At 59.6% G+C, this 15115-nt stretch carries 12 protein-coding genes; 10 read left to right on the top strand and 2 right to left on the bottom strand.

The window, feature by feature from the left end:
• The first annotated feature begins 31 nt into the window (after positions 1-31).
• From BT116_RS01510 to BT116_RS01490, 5 genes are all read left to right on the top strand, one after another.
• Complete coding sequence (locus tag BT116_RS01510; RefSeq protein WP_072339392.1) at positions 32-2179, top strand: 3-hydroxyacyl-CoA dehydrogenase NAD-binding domain-containing protein; 2148 nt, start codon at positions 32-34, stop codon at positions 2177-2179.
• Positions 2180-2407: 228 nt separating this feature from the next.
• Entirely contained in the window at positions 2408-3766 is a 1359-nt protein-coding gene (locus BT116_RS01505; protein WP_072339390.1) for a DUF1329 domain-containing protein, read from the top strand.
• A 374-nt stretch (positions 3767-4140) separates the two neighbouring features.
• Positions 4141-5856, top strand: a complete 1716-nt coding sequence (locus BT116_RS01500) for a DUF1302 domain-containing protein (RefSeq protein WP_083569083.1) — start codon at positions 4141-4143, stop codon at positions 5854-5856.
• Between the two features lie 94 nt (positions 5857-5950).
• The gene (locus BT116_RS01495; RefSeq protein WP_072339934.1) at positions 5951-7033 is read left to right on the top strand and encodes a WD40/YVTN/BNR-like repeat-containing protein; all 1083 of its coding nucleotides are present in this window, start codon (positions 5951-5953) and stop codon (positions 7031-7033) included.
• A 31-nt stretch (positions 7034-7064) separates the two neighbouring features.
• On the top strand, positions 7065-9560 hold the full coding sequence (locus tag BT116_RS01490) for an efflux RND transporter permease subunit (RefSeq protein ID WP_072339385.1): 2496 nt from the start codon (positions 7065-7067) through the stop codon (positions 9558-9560).
• Between the two features lie 236 nt (positions 9561-9796).
• Here the strand turns inward: BT116_RS01490 and BT116_RS01485 are convergent, their stop codons facing one another.
• Both BT116_RS01485 and BT116_RS01480 read right to left on the bottom strand, forming a co-directional pair.
• Entirely contained in the window at positions 9797-10282 is a 486-nt protein-coding gene (locus BT116_RS01485) for a MaoC family dehydratase (protein WP_063321836.1), read from the bottom strand.
• A gap of 201 nt (positions 10283-10483) precedes the next feature.
• On the bottom strand, positions 10484-11245 hold the full coding sequence (locus BT116_RS01480) for an SDR family NAD(P)-dependent oxidoreductase (protein WP_072339383.1): 762 nt from the start codon (positions 11243-11245) through the stop codon (positions 10484-10486).
• A gap of 291 nt (positions 11246-11536) precedes the next feature.
• Here BT116_RS01480 and BT116_RS01475 point away from each other — a divergent pair, with 291 nt between their 5' ends.
• The 5 genes from BT116_RS01475 (at position 11537) to BT116_RS01460 (ending at position 15107) form a co-directional block, all read left to right on the top strand.
• Positions 11537-12319 carry a TetR/AcrR family transcriptional regulator gene (locus tag BT116_RS01475; protein ID WP_139209408.1) on the top strand — a complete coding sequence of 261 codons (783 nt, stop codon included), beginning with the start codon at positions 11537-11539 and terminating at the stop codon, positions 12317-12319.
• Between the two features lie 179 nt (positions 12320-12498).
• Positions 12499-12648 carry a hypothetical protein gene (locus tag BT116_RS30960; RefSeq protein ID WP_161951733.1) on the top strand — a complete coding sequence of 50 codons (150 nt, stop codon included), beginning with the start codon at positions 12499-12501 and terminating at the stop codon, positions 12646-12648.
• 10 nt (positions 12649-12658) lie between these two features.
• Positions 12659-13471, top strand: coding sequence for an enoyl-CoA hydratase/isomerase family protein (locus BT116_RS01470; protein WP_170845908.1), 813 nt, complete (start codon positions 12659-12661; stop codon positions 13469-13471).
• Between the two features lie 2 nt (positions 13472-13473).
• Complete coding sequence (locus BT116_RS01465; protein WP_086936774.1) at positions 13474-14202, top strand: SDR family NAD(P)-dependent oxidoreductase; 729 nt, start codon at positions 13474-13476, stop codon at positions 14200-14202.
• On the top strand, positions 14202-15107 hold the full coding sequence (locus tag BT116_RS01460) for an alpha/beta hydrolase fold domain-containing protein (protein ID WP_072339379.1): 906 nt from the start codon (positions 14202-14204) through the stop codon (positions 15105-15107). The genes BT116_RS01465 and BT116_RS01460 overlap by 1 nt, the downstream gene beginning before the upstream one ends.
• Positions 15108-15115: the final 8 nt, after the last annotated feature.

Here is a 15115-nt window from a genome sequence, read left to right as displayed (position 1 = left end):
GGCGGATCACTCTTTCTACGAGAAACAACCTATGAGCGCATTCAATTACGAGAAGGACGCCGACGGCATTGTCACTGTGACCATGGATATGCCGGGGCCGGTCAACGCGATGAACCAGTTGTACCGCGAAACCATGGCTGCGACCGTGAATCGCCTAGAGCAGGAAAACGGCCTGACCGGTGTCGTCATCGCCTCGGCGAAAAGCACTTTTTTTGCCGGTGGCGACCTTAACGAGCTGACCGATTTCAAGCCCGGTGATGAAGCCGATTTTCAGGCCAAGATCGAGCTGACGAAGAATGACCTGCGCCGCCTTGAGCGTCTGCCGGTGCCGGTGGTCGCCGCGATCAATGGCGCGGCCCTGGGTGGCGGCTTCGAGATCGCCCTGGCCTGTAACTATCGGGTGCTGCTCAACAGCCCTGCCGCGTTGGTCGGCCTGCCCGAAGTCTCCCTCGGCCTGCTCCCGGGGGGCGGAGGCATCGTCCGTCTGGTGCACCATCTGGGCCTGGAAAGAGCTTTACCGTTGCTGCTTGAAGGCAAGCGCATGAAGCCGGCGGAAGCGCTGGCCCTGGGGCTGGTCAATGAGCTGATCGAGCAGACTGACGCGTTGGTGCCGGCGGCCAAGGCCTGGATAAAGGCGCAGGTCGGCGATGATGGCGTCAGCCTACAGCCTTGGGATCACAAGGGGCACAAGATTCCCGGCGGAACTGCGCAGCAACCCCATGTGGCGCAGATGATCGCCGGGGCTCAGGCGATGACGGCGAAGAACACCCGCGGCCTGCTGCCGGCGCCGGAGCGTATTCTCGCTGTGGCGGTGGAGGCTACCCTGCTGGACTTCGATGCCGCGCTGCTGGTGGAAACCCGTGGCCTTACCCACCTGGCCGCCAGCGTGCAGGCGAAGAACATCATCAACACCATGTTCTTCCAGATGAACGAAGTGAACGGTGGCTCCAGCCGGCCGACAGGTTTCGACAAGAGCAAGGTGAGCAAGCTCGGCATCATTGGCGCCGGCATGATGGGCAATGGCATCGCCCATGTGTCGGCCAAGGTCGGCATCGAGGTGATGCTGCTGGATGTCAGTCTGGAGGCCGCCGAGCGCGGCAAGGCCAATGTCGAGAAACTGCTGAGCAAGACGGTCAGCCAGGGGCGCCTGAGCGAAGCGAAGAAGGACGAGATTCTCGCCCTGATCAAGCCCACCGTGGACTATGCCGACCTGCAGGGCGTCGACTTCGTCGTCGAGGCCGTGTTCGAAAGCGTCGATCTGAAAGGCAAGGTCACCCAGCAGGCTGAAGCTCAGATGCCTGAGTCTGCCGTGTTTGGCACCAACACCTCGACCCTGCCGATTTCCCTGTTGGCCAAGGCCTCCAAGCGCCCAGCCAATTTCATCGGTATCCATTTCTTTTCGCCGGTGGAGAGAATGCCGCTGGTAGAAATCATCTGTGGTGAGCAGACCAGCGACGCGGCCTTGGCCAGGGCCTTCGACTTTGCCCGGCAGATCGGCAAGACCGCCATCGTGGTCAACGATTCGCTGGGCTTCTTTACCTCGCGCACCTTCGGCAGCTACTTCGACGAAGGCTGCAAGCTGCTCCAGGAAGGTGTTGATCCACTGCTGATCGACAACCTAGGCAAGCAGATCGGCATGCCGGTAGGGCCATTGACCGTACTCGACGAAGTCAGCCTGGAGCTGATGCGTAAGGTCAACGAGACGCAGAAGGAGATGGGCGTGTTTGCCACCGTCTTCGACAACAGCCACAGCGACGCGGTCGGCAACATCCTGATCAAGGAGTACAACCGCCCGGGGCGTCACTACGGCGGTGGCTTCTACGACTACCCGGAAGGCGGCGAAAAGACCATCTGGCCGGGGCTCTACGAGCTGTTCGTCAGGCCGGAGGTGGTGCTGCCGGTCGAGGATATCAAGGAGCGTATGTTGTTCCGTCAGGTTATCGAGGCGGTGAAGTGCCTGCAGGAGGGTGTGTTGCGCTCGGTGGCGGACGGTAACGTCGGCTCGATCCTCGGCATTGGTGCGCCGACCTGGACCGGTGGCTTCTTGCAGTTTGTCAACGGCTATGGCGTCGAGCGTTTTGTTCAGCGTGCCCGTGAGCTTGCGCAGACCTATGGTGAACGCTTTGCGCCACCGGTGTTGCTGCTGGAAAAGGCCGCCAAGGGTGAAGAGCTGCGTTAACCCTGGTGGCGGCGCAATTCGTCGCTTTCGACGACCGAAACGGGAGGGGCTGAGCGTAAGTTAAATTCAACGACCCCCCGCGACCCGGGCGCGTAGCTTGGGGGCGGACGGATTGCACCAATGCCTGAAATGCTTGCGGGTACTGGGCGAAAGTCCTCGAGCCCGTTGACCCCTAGTCTGGTGCTGCCACGGTGGCGCCACCCGATGAATATAACAAGAGAGGGAAACATGAAGCGAAGCAACCTAGCCAGCGTATTGGCGCTTGCCGTCCTGGCCGGCGCCGTTCAATCAGCTTTCGCCAGCGAGGCCGGGCAATTGGGTGGGGCTGAGCTGACGGCGTTCGGTGCGCAGCGTAGCGGTAATGCCGACGGCAGCATCCCGGCGTACTCGGACGAGCCGCTCAGCCTGCCAGCCTGCTACGACAAGGACGAGCCGACCAACTTCTGTGATCCGTGGAACGATAAGCCGATATTTACCATCACGCCGCAGAACCTTTCCCAGTACGCCGAGCGCCTGACCGAGGGGCAAAAGGCGCTGTTCGCGCGCTACCCCGAGTACAAGATGAATGTGTACCAGACTCGGCGTACTGTGCGTTTCCCGCAAACCTATCAGGACAATACGCGCAAGAACGTGGACGCCTGTAAGACCGCCAACGCCGGGGTCAGTATCGAGGGCTGCTATGCGGGTCTGCCGTTCCCGCTGCCGAAGACCGGCAACGAAGTGATCTGGAACCACCAGTTGCAGTACTCCCCGCCCTTGCAAGCTAACGCCCGATCCTATCTGGTCGATGGTAGTGCTCGGCGGATTTTGCTGAATGCATTGAAGGTATTGGAATCCAGCGAGTTTCTGGATACCACCGACAACGGTCCGAAAGGCAGCGGTGCCGAGTTTTGGCGCGTACGCTTCTTCGTGTACGACCCGGCCCGGCGTAACGGCGAGCAGACGCTGGCACGCTACCAGGTCAGCGGCGAACAGCGCGCTTGGCAGTACCTTCCTGGCCAGCGTCGGGTCAAATTGGCCCCGGATCTGGCTTATGACACACCGTCGCCAGTGGCGGGCGGCATCACCACCATGGATCAGCAGCGTTTGATCCTGGGGAAACAGGATCGCTACGACTTCAAGTATCTGGGAGTGGAGGAGAAGCTGATCAACTACAACAACTTCGCCGTCTACGACTACAAGGCGTGCTCGGAAGACAAGCTGTTCACAAAGAGTTTCCCGAATCCGGAGTGCATCCGCTGGGAGCTGCACCGTGTGCGGGTGGTCGAGGCCACGCTGAAACCGGGCTTCCGTCATCTGCTACCCAAGCGGCGCTTCTACATCGATGAAGATGCGAGCGGGGCCGGTACTGCCGACAGCTACGATGTCACCGGAAAGCTGATTCGCATCGACAGCATGCTGACCATCCCGAACTATGTGTACGGCTATGGACTGATTCCGGACAATACGCTGACGTTCGATCTGGAGCGAGGTGCTTACATTCTGCCGTCCTTTACGGGTTTCAAGGGGGGCGGCTACGCAGCGATTGGCAAACCCCCGGAGTCCACCTGGTCCCCCGAAAACATGGGGCAGACGGGTATCCGTTGAATGAATAACGGTACAGGCCGCAATCCGTTTCGGGTGCGGCCTTGTGCTGTCTGCAAAAAGGATCGCTGGAGGCCGGAGGTGCCCCTACCAAGGTGCAGATGCCGGCCTATCCGATGTATTGGACGATGGATGGCAGCAGACAGGCCCGCTTCGGCGGGCCTTGTTGTTTCCGGGCTTCCTATGGCCACTTCTATCGACTCACGTCCCGCTAACTGGATTCGTCGGTTCCGACGACAGGGGTGGGGGCTGTGGAGCGTAACGTCGTCTGCCAGTAGTCATCGTACGGGGCATTCATGCTCCTCTGCCAGGAGTGTTCCGCCGCGATGTTCGGTATGTGCGAATGGGCTAATAAATAACAAGAAGGAGCCAAATCTATGAAGATGGCAAGTCGATACCGGGCAGCGGGCGGCAACCTGCTGGTCGCGCCAATGATGGTTTTTTGTGTGGCTGGGCCGGCAAATGCGGTTACGGTCGATCTCGGCAATCCTGATATGTCGCTGCGCTGGGATAACACCGTGCGCTACAACGTGGGTTTTCGGGTGAATGACTGCGATAAAGATATTTGTGGAAACGACGCGGGCGCGGGCGATGTGACGGCCTACCAGTCCGACCGCAAGTTCTCCGATGCCGGCGACGTGGTCACCAATCGTGTCGATATCCTCACTGAGATGGACTTCGTTTACAAAGACCGTCACGGTGCGCGTCTGAGCGCCAGTGGCTGGTACGATCAGGCCTATGACGGTGATGTCGAGGGAGACCGTGCACTCGATGCCAGTGGTGCTGGCAACGGTGCGGGACGTGACGGCGACAACTACAGCCGCTACACCGATCGCTGGAACAACGGCCCCTCTGGCGAGATCCTGGATGCCTTCGTGTTTACCGGCTTCGACCTGGGCAGCGTGCCGGTCAACCTCAAGGCCGGCCAACATAACGTGTATTGGGGCGAATCGCTGTTCTCCTTCGTCAACGGCGTGTCTTACCAGCAGGGCCCGGTGGATATCCGCAAGGCGCTCGCCACGCCGGGCACCGAGGCCAAGGAACTGTTCAAACCGCTCAACCAGGTATCCATGATCGCCCAGTTGCAGCCGGATCTGACCGTTGCCGCGCAGTACCTCCTGGACTGGAAGCCGATGCTGGTCCCCAATGGCGGTACCTATTTTGGCGCGATCGATGGCTTGAGCTTGGGCAGTGGGGGCAGTGTCTTCGGCTTGCCCTTTGAGGTCACCGATGAGCCGGACAAGAAACACGGCGACTGGGGCATTTCGGCCCGCTGGTCGCCGCAGTGGCTCGATGGCACCCTGGGTTTCTATTACCGCGAGTACACCAACCGCTTCCCACAGCTGGTGCTGACCAAGATGGTGGTCATTCCCGGTGTGGGTGCCTTTCCGGCGGGAGCGGGTATCGACTACTCCTCGAACAAGCGGGAGAAGTTATACGGCGTGAGCCTGTCCAAGCAGGTCTGGGGTATTTCCTGGGGTACCGACATTACTTACCGAGAGGATGCGGTGCTGGCTACTACGCCGCTTTCTAACTTCGTGCCGGAAGGTACCGCCCCGGATACTTGGGTGCCACGCGGCAAACTGTGGTCCGGCGTTTTCAACGGTGTGGCCTACTTCAGTAAGACGCCGTTCTATGATGCTGCTTCCTTGACCGCCGAGCTGAACTACTCCTATCTGGACGAAGTCACCGAGAACGCGCAGACGTACAATGGTAAAGGCTACAATTGCGCCGACGACCATAACGCCACCAAGATTGCCTGCCAGACTCGCGATGCTCTAGGCGCGTCTCTGATGTTCCGGCCGACCTGGTACCAGGTAATGCCGGGAATCGATTTGTCCATGCCGTTGTTTGTCGATATCGGTTTGCACGGTAACTCGCCGGTCATGTTCGGTAGCAACGAAGGGCAGGGCACCTGGAGCATGGGCGTGTCTGCGGACATCTATGCCCAGTACAGCGTTGATCTGAAGTACAACGGTTTCATCTCCAAGCATTCGGATGATGAGCTCGGTGCTGGCAGCCTGAATAACTCCTCCCTGGGTAAGTACTGGGATCGTGACTGGGTATCTCTGACCTTCAAGACCACGTTCTGACAGGTCGAGTCGACTACCAGGAGCGATCGCCTGCGCGCGCGGACGGTCGTTCCTGATGGGTGTGCGTTTCGAAAGCCCTGAAGTGAGGTTTGTCATGCTTGCTGGAATACTGTTTTATTCTGCCCCTCTGCCTCGCTCGATTCTCGGGCGTCTGCTATTTGTCTGCTTGTCCCTGGCGACGCCCTTTGTGCACGCGTTCGAACCTCCGCTACAGGTCGCTGCCGTGCATAGCGAGCGCATGGCTGCCGGTCCGATGCTGGCGATTACCCGCGCCGGTGAGCGTCTGGTCGCCGTTGGCCTGCGTGGAGCCATCCTGTTTTCCGACGATCAAGGGCGCAGCTGGAGTCAGGCGCAGGTTCCGGTAAGTGTGGATCTGGTCGCTGTTGCTTTTGCCAATGCGACCCAAGGGTGGGCCGTAGGGCACGGTGGGGTGATTCTGCACAGCGATGATGCTGGAGCCACCTGGCAGAAACAGCTCGATGGCCTGCAGGCCAGCCAGCTGGCCATCGATTTCTATACCGCGAGCGCCGCTCGAGTGGCGGACGCAGCGGGTTACCTGGAGAAGGAGAAGCGGCTGGCGGTCGATCATGAGACCCAGCCATTTCTCGACGTTTACTTTGCCGACGAGCTTCACGGTTATGTGGTCGGCACCTTCAATCGCATCTTCGCTACCGAGGATGGTGGGCGTAGCTGGCTTCCGCAGATGCATCTGACCAATAACCCACAGGAGTGGCACTTCTACGCTGTCACGGGGCGCAATGGCCAGCTGTACCTGTCTGGAGAGCAGGGCCATGTCTGGCGTCGCGATGCACAGAGCGAGCAGTTCGTCTCGATAGATACGCCCTACAACGGCACCTTGTTCGGCGTTACTGCGACCGAGGGCGAGGTCTATGCCTATGGGATGCGCGGTAGCTTCTTCCGCAGCGCGGATCAGGGGCAAAGCTGGAGTCGCACCACGTTGCCACTGGGCAGCAATCTGATGCGGGTACTGCCGCTCGGCGCGCAGCGTCTACTTGTAGTCGCGCAGAGTGGAGAGGCGCTGTTGAGTGACGACGGAGCCCGGATTTTCAAGCCGCTGCGTCTGAGCCAGCCGATGCCTTACTACGGTGCCGTTCTGCTGGGCGACAGCCGCCTGGCGCTTGTCGGTGCCTTGGGGATCAGGGTCGAAGACCTCTGATCGCTGCCTCTACAACAATGAGAAGAACCTGATGATCGACAGCAAGCATGAAGGCGCGGGACTGATGAGCGTCATCCGTGATCCCGCGCTATTTAACCGGCTTTCCGGCAACTTTTTCGAGCGCATGATCTTCAACCATCGGCTGCTCATCATTGCCTTCTGCGTCATCGCCACGCTGCTCTCAGCCTGGCAGGCACGTAACCTGACGGTGACCACCAGCTTCGACAAGATGCTGCCGCACGGTCATCCCTTCATTCGCAACTTTCTGGACAACCGCGACCAGCTGCGCGGGCTCGGCGACTCCGTGCGCTTTGTGGTCGAGAACCGCAAGGGCGACGTGTTCGATGCCGAATACTTGAAGGCGCTCGGCCAGATGAACGATGAACTTTTCCGTATCCCGGGCGTAGACAGGACCTGGGTCAAGTCGATCTGGACGCCTGTGGTGCGCTGGACCGAGGTCACCGAGGAGGGGTTTGTCGGCGGTCCTGTGATGCCGGGCAACTTCGATGGTTCTCCCGAGACTATCGAACAACTGCGTTTGAACATCGCCCGTGCGGGGGTGGTGGGCAGTCTTATCTCCACCGACTATCACTCCAGCATGATCGAGATTCCATTGCTGGCGACCGTGGACGGCCAGCCGCTGAGTTACCAGGACTTGTCCGAGGCCCTCGAACGCATTCGCGTCAAGTACGAGGGGGCAGATCTCGGCATCTACATCACCGGATTCGCCAAAATCTCCGGTGACATGATCGATGGCATCTACAAGGTTATGCTGTTCTTCATTGTCGCCGCGTTGGTGGCGGCGCTGATCATCTACTTCCACACCCGCTGTGTTCGCAGCACCGCCCTGGTGCTGCTCTGTTCGGTTATTGCGGTGCTTTGGCAGCAGGGGCTGGTGATCGCCTTCGGTGGTGTCCTGGACGCTTTCACCATCCTGATCCCCTTCCTGATATTTGCCATTGGCGTATCCCACGGCCTTCAGAAAATGAACGGCATTGCTCAGGATATCGCCCGTGGTACCCACCCCTGGGTCGCTGCCCGCTATACCTTCCGTCGCTTGTTCCTGCCGGGGCTGATCGCGCTGATTGCCGATGGCGTCGGTTTTGCCGTGCTGGTATTGGTGGATATTCCGATCATCCGCGAGTTGGCACTGTCGGCTAGCCTCGGTTTCGCCATGCTGGTGGTCACCAACTTGATCCTGCTGCCGGTGCTGCTGTCGTTTACCGGTATCAGCCAGGAAGCGGCGCGTCGACACATCATCGAGCACGATACGACTATCCATAAGCTGGGCATCGATCGGGTTTGGAACAGCCTCGACCGTTTCACCGAGCGCCGCTGGGCTGTCCTGGCGATTGCCGTGGCGCTGGGCCTTACGGTGTTGGCGTTGGTAGAACGCAGCAAACTGCAGGTAGGCGATCTGCACGCCGGCAGCCCTGAGCTACGTCCCGACTCGCGTTACAACCGCGACAACACCTTCATTACTTCGAGGTTCGGCGTCTCCAGCGATGTGTTTGCAGTCATGATAAAGACGCCCGCAGACCAGTGTGGCTCGTACGAGGCTCTCATCGAGGCTGACCGACTTGCCCGGCAGCTGTCCCAAGTACCTGGCGTCCAGGCCACCGCCTCGCTGGCCGATACGGTACGAGCCTACACCTCTGGTGGTTTCGAAGGCAGTCCGAAGTGGTTCACGATCAGCGACAATAAGGGGGTTCTCTGGCCGCAGGTCAATAATGCCTTGGTGTGGAACTCCCAGTTCCTCAACAGCGAGTGCTCACTGATGCCTGTTTTGGCCTACCTTTCAGACCATAAAGCCGCCACGCTGGATGCTGTGCTGAAGGTGGCAAGCGAGTTCGCGGAACAACACAGTGTGAAGGACCGCCAGTTCTTGCTGGCTGCCGGCAGTGCGGGCATCGAGGCGGCGACCAACATCGTTGTGAAAAGTGTGCAGTTGGAAATGTTGCTGGCCGTCTATTTCGCCGTTGCCTTGCTGTGCCTGATGACCTTCCGCAGCTGGCGTGCTGTAGTGGTGGCCCTCCTACCGTTGGTGCTCACTTCCCTGCTGGCCGAAGCGCTCATGGTGCAGTTGAACATCGGCCTTAAGGTGGCCACCTTGCCAGTGGTTGCACTCGGCGTTGGCGTCGGGGTGGACTACGCCCTGTATCTGCTCAGCGTCCAGTTGGAAGGCCAGCGTATGGGACTCTCCCTGCAGCAGGCATACCGTCGGGCCATTCAATTTACTGGCAAGATGGTAGCCCTGGTCGGCGTCACCTTGGCGGTGGGCGTAGTCACCTGGGTATGGTCCCCGATCAAATTCCAGGCCGATATGGGGATCCTGCTGGCGTTTATGTTCCTCTGGAACATGCTGGCTGCGCTGGTGCTGATTCCCGCGCTGTCGCACTTTTTGCTTAATGGCCGGCATTTTCATGTAGCCCAGGCGAAGGCTTTTGCCGAGCAAGGCAATTCTATGGGAAGGCTTCAGGCGACTGGCCATTCGACCCGTGCTGAGAGTGTGAGGGCATCTGTCTGACGTTTTCCGCACCTATGCTGTGGCGATGCAGCATGGGTGCGCAAGTCCGTTTACGCGCATCGACACGAGCTAGTCTGGTGCATGCGCGTAGCGAGATCGCCCGTCAGGGCAGGAGGGCAAGGTTGATACAGCAGGCCGCAACATAAGGTTCTGCCGCCGCTCGCGGGCAACCCGCCCATGTCGAGAAAATTTGATGCGCTGACGAGGTAGGGGGAGCGAGCGGGGGGAAGTGCGGTTTACTCAGTCGTACCGGGTTTGTGAAACAGTACGGTTTCGGTGAATTCCACGACCTTTTCGCCACGCTGGTTTTTGGTAACGTGCAGCAGGTCGAGAATGGTAAAGCCGCTACTGCTGATGGCTTTGATCTTGGCTTCGCCTTCTACGTGCAAGGTGTCACCAGGGAATGCGGCGGAATGAATGCGTGCCTGCAGCCCAGTCATGCCTGCAAAGTTGCCCACGGCATGGCCTTCGAGGACGTCGGCGACAACCTTCATCAGAATCGGTGAGACTAAACCCATCGAGTAGGAGATGATCATTGGCCCCGGGGCAAAGCGGTTCTGGTGGGCGCCGGACATGTTGGCCTTCAGGTATTCCATGTCGATGAAATAGGGCTCATGAAAGCCCGTGAGGTTGACGAAATTGACGATGTCGGTCTCGGTGATGGTGCGCCGATGGGTGACAAACTTATGGGTGGGAAACTCTGCTGCATTGGTTTCGGACATCGATGGTGCTCCTTCGCTGTTTCAATAAAGGTCCGCAACGCCCATGCGTAGCGGCCTGGCAGCTATTGTGGAAACAGCGGGGAGCGGCGGTATCGTCGCATCCGACGAATCTGTGAGGGTGGTCGCGCTCCATGCATGGGGCTGTATGCACCAAGGCTATCAAGCGCAGACCGACGGATGCGCGAAGCGCACCCAACAGCTTTAGATTTTTTCGACCTGATGCACAGTCCACCACAGGATGTTGGGTATCCAGCGCCGCAGTCTCCAGGACATGGCAGTCATCGGTCCGGGAAACACCCACAATTTGTTGCCCTTGAGTACACGCTCAATCTTGTTCAGTACCACTTCGGCGGTAATAGGCGGGAACACGTCGAAGATCTTTGGCCATACCGTCGATTTGGCTTGATCCAGTAGCGGCGTGGCAACGATGGGTGGGCACACGCACACGATGCGCACTCCGCTGTTGCGGGTCTCGTGGAACAGCACTTCGGTGTAGGCGGTGACTGCATGTTTGGCGGCGTTGTAGGCACCCATGTAGATGATCGGCCAATGACCCGCCATGGAGGCGTAGCTGACGAACTCCCCGCGGCCACGGGCGATCATCTTCGGCAGTGCGGCCTTGGACAGATTGACCATGCCGCCGAAGTTGATCGCCATGATGTTCTGAATGACCTCGCGCGGCTGTTCCATCAGCAGCCCCAGCGGCATGATTGCGGCGGCGTTGGTCAGTCGGGTGATGGGGCCCAGCTCGGTTTCGCAGCGCTCGACCGCTGCTTCCACAGCGCTGGGGTCGGTGATGTCAACTACCAGTTTCAGCAGCCTGGGTGAGGAGCCCAATTGGTTGAGGCCGGCTTCGTTGATGTCCATGGCTGCGACAGCCCAGCCATCGGACAGCGCGCGCTTGGCGCTGAGTTGCCCGAGGCCACTACCGGCACCGGTAATGAACAGAACATTCTGATTCATGGAGCACTCCAGTTTGTTGTTCCCGGTTATCCGCCGCCGGGTTTTGTTTGGGTTATTTTCAATCTTCACGGCGGGTTACCTGTCGTCGTTTCCGACGAGATAGGGCCTCGGCCAGCCCATCGCTTTTTATCGTCATCACTTTCGAGGCTTCCGGACGCCCGCTGGCACCGGCCTGCATCGCCGCCGGCGAGCTGGCGCAGCGACGAGCTAACTCAATGAATCAGTTAGTAATTTTTCATCGTGCCAATCCACTTTTGGAAATCCATGGGGGGTTGCTTGTAAGCGCCGTCCTTGAGCGATTATGCCCCCGGTCGGACAATTTTCTTCACCCGCTGCAAAACCGTCGGAACCGACGAGTTGACCCAGACACCTCGCGCAGACTCTGAGCGCCCTCAGAAATCAGCAGAGGGCGTGAAAAATATGAGCAGGGTGGAAGAAGTCAAAAGACAGGCTGTGAGCCTGATGGCGGATAAGGGTTTCGAGGCCATGTCGTTGCGCCAGCTCGCGGCGGCGCTCGGGGTGCGCTCCGGTTCGGTGTACACCCACTACGAAAGTAAAGGTCAACTGCTCTTGGATGTGCACTGTGAGTTCTTGGAAGACCTACTTTCTACCTGGTTGGAACAACGCCCAAAGCGCTTGGACAGTGTGCGGATGCTGCAACGCTTTGTGAGTGTCTACGTCAGCTTTCATTACGCAAGGCGGGCTGAAAGCCGCATCGTTCAGCTGGATTTTCGTAGCCTTGATGAAGCGGGTAGGGCGCAGGTCAGCGAACTGAGATCGCAGTATGACGCTGAGCTGGAAACGATCCTGCAGACAGGTGAACAGCGAGGTTTTTTTCAGTTTGAGGACCTGCGTAACACGTGCTTGGCAATGTTCTGCGTGTTGCAGGGTGTTTGCGCTGGCGAGGCATTGCCCGAAGCGCGTGCCCTGGAGGTGTGTCTATCCAGCATTTCGCGGCTTGCCGGCATCCCTGCGCCACCTCAATCGCGCCTGCATGGCGAACTGTATGTCACGGGCCGAGTTGCCACCGCGCTTAAGGCCTCCATCCCCCAGGATCAAAAGCATCGAGGCTGAAGTCTCCGTACAGGGAATGCGCTTTGTCGTGGGAGGGATGGGCGGTATTCCGATTCCGCCTCGAGCCGCAAAGGTCGATTGACCAATGGTTCGAACGAAATTCGTCCAAAACGACGATTGGACGCGCGCCCTCCATCCCTAAAGTACGAAGCGTTGAAACCGGTGGCGACGAAATTCGCGTGACGGCCAACGCCAGGGTCTTCGAGCCCAACCTGCGGGCCGAAACAGTCTGGCGCGCCGCGAATCAGTTGGCCTGCGCATGGCCTGCAAAAAAGGTGGTGTTGGTCAACACCGACAAAGCCCTCTACACCCTTTCATTCCTGATTTGAGTGCCCTTTGATGAGCCAGCCTGAACTGTTGATCACCTCCGGCTTCGTGCTGCTGAGCTTGCATGGCAGCGTTGCCCACTTGCACCTGAATCGCCCGGACGCCGCCAATGGTCTGGATATTCCCACGCTGCAAGACCTTATCGCGGCGCTGATGCGCTGCCATGGCGAACGGCGTGTGCGCGTGGTGTTGCTCACCGGGGCCGGCGCTAACTTCTGCGCCGGCGGCGATGTGCATACCTTTGTCGGCAAGGGTGACGATTTACCGGAGTACATCCGCCAAGCCACGGTGTATTTGCAGGCTGCCATCAGCGCCATGATCCATTTGGATGCGCCGGTAATTGCCGCTGTGCAGGGCTTTGCTGCGGGTGGCGGCGGCATGGGGCTGGTGTGTGCGGCAGATGTGGTGATCGCGGGTGAGTCAGCCAAGTTTCTTGCCGGCGCCACTCGCGTGGCCATGGCGCCGGACGCTGGTTTGTCGGTGACCTTGCCGCGCTTGGTAGGACCACGCAAAGCCACTGAAATGTTGCTCATGAACCCGGTGGTGAAAGCCCCGGAAGCGCTCGCAATGGGCTTGATCAACCAAGTCGTCGCAGATGCTGAGTTGCAGACTACCGCCATGGCCTACGCCCAGCAGATGACCGAGGCCGCTCCCCTGGCTTTGGCCGCGACTAAACGTTTGCTGTGGGCGGGCATTGGTCTTGGCGTCGATGCCGCGATGCCGGAAGAAAGCCGTACCGTTGCCGAGCTGTGCCGCACCCGTGATGTGCGTGAAGGGCTGGCGGCGGTGATCGAAAAGCGCACCGCGCAGTTCGAGGGCCAATGACCATGCGTGCATTGACCGGTCAACGGGCTTTTGTCACTGGCGGTTCCAAAGGTATTGGCGAAGCCATCGTTCGGCGTCTGGCAGCCGAGGGCGCCAAGGTAGTGATTGCCGCGCAGGATATGATCAGCGCCGAGCGGCTGGCCGATGAAGTGGGCGGCCTGGCCGTTCGCCTGGATGTCACCGACCTGCTCGAAGTAGAGCGTGTGGTGACCATGCTAGGTCCATTCGAAATTTTGGTTAACAACGCTGGCTATGACCAGCATGACTTCTTCACCAAAACCACGGTGGAGCAGTGGCGCTACTTGTTGGCGGTCAACCTCGAAGGCGTATTTGCCTCAACCCACGCCGCGCTACCGGCGATGCAGGCGGCCGGTTACGGGCGAATCATTAATGTCGGGTCAGAGGCTGGCCGTCAGGGCTCCAAAGGTGGCGCCGTGTATGCCGCTGCCAAGGGCGGCGTGATCGCCTTCAGTAAATCCATTGCCCGGGAAAATGCCCGTTATGGCATCACTGTCAATGTGGTCGCGCCAGGACCAGTGGATACGCCTTTGCTGCGCAAAGCCCTCGACCGTGGCGGTGAAAAATTGTTGGCGGCCATGGAGGCCTCCACCCTGGTGGGGCGCTTGGGCGAGCCGAATGAAGTGGCGGCTGCCGTGGTGTTTCTCGCCAGTCGTGACGCCAGTTTTATTACCGGCGAAACCCTTGGTGTCTCTGGCGGGATGGGTTGCTGATGCACGCTCAAAGCGAGGCGGTGGAACGGGTAATTGCCCGCATCCAGACCGTGTACGGCCGCTGGCGTCGGCACACGCCGATTGAAACCCTGCGCCGCGATTGGGATGACTTGTTTTGGGCCGATAAGCTGACGTGTGAAACCCAAGACGCCAGCGCCAACGGTGTGCCGGTGCGCTGGATCAAAACGCCCGGTGTCGCCGAGCAGCAGGTGTTGATTTATCTGCATGGCGGCGGATTCAAAATGGGCTCGCTCACCTCTCACCATGACCTGATGGTGCGCCTTTCTGTGGCCGCGGGTTGCAGGATCCTGGGTGTCGATTATCGCCTGCTGCCTGAGCATGGTTTTCCCGAACCCCTGCTTGATGTACTTGCGGTCTACGACTGGTTGGTGGCCCAGGGTTTTGAACCCGATCAACTGGCCATCGCGGGGGATTCCGCAGGTGGTGGGTTGGCCGCCGCGGCCTTGCTGGCCCTACGCGACAAAGGCCGCCCGTTGCCGGCCGCCGCTGTGTTGCTGTCGGCCTGGACCGACCTCAGCGCCAGCGGCGAAAGCTACCTGACCCGTGCCGAGTCTGACCCCATTCACCAACGCCCAATGATTGTTGCCCTGGCCGCGCAGTATCTGGGGAAGGACGGCGATCCGTTCGACCCTTTAGCTTCGCCGCTGCATGGCGATCTGACCGGTTTGCCGCCGTTGCTGCTCCAAGTCGGCGACCGCGAAACCGGTCTGGACGACAGCACGCTGTTTGCCGCCAAGGCCCGCGCAGCAGGGGTTGCGGTTGAGCTGCAGGTATGGCCGCAAATGTTCCACGTTTTCCAACAGTTCGCCGCCGAGCTGGCGGAAGCACGCGAGGCCATCGTTTGCATCGGTACGTTTTTACGCAAGCACTGGAACCTAAAATGAGGACTGCA

Origin of the sequence: Pseudomonas sp. NFACC16-2, assembly GCF_900119205.1 — a bacterium.
GTDB classification, from domain to species: Bacteria; Pseudomonadota; Gammaproteobacteria; order Pseudomonadales; family Pseudomonadaceae; genus Aquipseudomonas; species Aquipseudomonas fluorescens_Q.
This window is presented reverse-complemented; position numbering and strand designations above follow the sequence as displayed.

What these genes read in the sequence shown, in the direction of transcription:
- BT116_RS01510 (WP_072339392.1), top strand. Translation starts at nt 32, where the DNA reads ATGAGCGCATTCAATTACGAGAAGGACGCCGACGGCATTGTCACTGTG.
- BT116_RS01505 (WP_072339390.1), top strand. Translation starts at nt 2,408, where the DNA reads ATGAAGCGAAGCAACCTAGCCAGCGTATTGGCGCTTGCCGTCCTGGCC.
- BT116_RS01500 (WP_083569083.1), top strand. Translation starts at nt 4,141, where the DNA reads ATGAAGATGGCAAGTCGATACCGGGCAGCGGGCGGCAACCTGCTGGTC.
- BT116_RS01495 (WP_072339934.1), top strand. Translation starts at nt 5,951, where the DNA reads ATGCTTGCTGGAATACTGTTTTATTCTGCCCCTCTGCCTCGCTCGATT.
- BT116_RS01490 (WP_072339385.1), top strand. Translation starts at nt 7,065, where the DNA reads ATGATCGACAGCAAGCATGAAGGCGCGGGACTGATGAGCGTCATCCGT.
- BT116_RS01485 (WP_063321836.1), bottom strand. Translation starts at nt 10,282, where the DNA reads ATGTCCGAAACCAATGCAGCAGAGTTTCCCACCCATAAGTTTGTCACC.
- BT116_RS01480 (WP_072339383.1), bottom strand. Translation starts at nt 11,245, where the DNA reads ATGAATCAGAATGTTCTGTTCATTACCGGTGCCGGTAGTGGCCTCGGG.
- BT116_RS01470 (WP_170845908.1), top strand. Translation starts at nt 12,659, where the DNA reads ATGAGCCAGCCTGAACTGTTGATCACCTCCGGCTTCGTGCTGCTGAGC.
- BT116_RS01465 (WP_086936774.1), top strand. Translation starts at nt 13,474, where the DNA reads ATGCGTGCATTGACCGGTCAACGGGCTTTTGTCACTGGCGGTTCCAAA.
- BT116_RS01460 (WP_072339379.1), top strand. Translation starts at nt 14,202, where the DNA reads ATGCACGCTCAAAGCGAGGCGGTGGAACGGGTAATTGCCCGCATCCAG.